General features: G+C 71.2%; 1 pseudogene. It reads left to right on the plus strand.

The features are described from left to right. A pseudogene (locus tag CCN37_RS37885) lies at window positions 1-205 on the plus strand (response regulator transcription factor); the annotation flags it as partial.

Genomic DNA, 205 nt, shown 5'->3' on the forward strand with positions numbered 1-205 from the left:
CGGGCGCGGATGACTACTTGCCGAAGCCGTTCGCGTTGGAGGAGCTGCTGGCCCGCCTGCGAGCCCTGCTGCGGCGCGGCCGGGTGGTGGCCGAATCGGACGGGGTGCTCAAGTACGAGGACCTGGTGGTCGACGTGGGCACTCGCGAGGCGCACCGCGCGGGCACCGAGATCGAGTTGACGCGCACGGAGTTCGACCTGCTCGC

Origin of the sequence: Allokutzneria sp. NRRL B-24872 (assembly GCF_002155965.1) — a bacterium.
Taxonomy (GTDB): Bacteria; Actinomycetota; Actinomycetes; order Mycobacteriales; family Pseudonocardiaceae; genus Allokutzneria.